The sequence below is a fragment of the Rhodosalinus sp. FB01 genome, assembly GCF_041365715.1.
Classification (GTDB): Bacteria; Pseudomonadota; Alphaproteobacteria; order Rhodobacterales; family Rhodobacteraceae; genus Rhodosalinus.
The window spans coordinates 1-303 of record NZ_JBGFSH010000134.1 but is presented as its reverse complement, the minus strand read 5'-3'; the positions used below and the strand labels follow the sequence as shown (position 1 = coordinate 303).

Sequence of the window (303 nt, the reverse complement as noted above, 5' to 3'; positions counted from 1 at the left end):
GCCTCCTCCTCGACATCCATGCCTTCGGACGTCCGCGCGAGCGCGCGCAGCTCCTCTGCCTTGCCCTCGATCTCGGCAAGCGGTTTCTCGAAATCCAGATAATGGGTCATCGGGCGTCCTCGCTTGCGGCGTGTATGCCGACCGCTGCGGCCGGATGCAATGCGCTGGATCAGAGAAGAACCGGCAGCATTGACGCGATCAGCAGCACCGCCATGACCCGGTTGAAGACCCGCAACCGGCGCAGATCGGCCATCAGGCGTCGCGCGGCGGTGCCCAGCGTCACCCAGGCAAGCGCGGACAGGG

1 pseudogene is annotated in these 303 nt (G+C 66.3%); it reads right to left on the bottom strand.

Annotated features, from left to right (window positions below):
• Nucleotides 1-110: pseudogene (locus AB6A65_RS16920) on the bottom strand (acetyl-CoA carboxylase carboxyl transferase subunit alpha); the annotation flags it as partial.
• Nucleotides 111-303 lie beyond the last annotated feature (193 nt).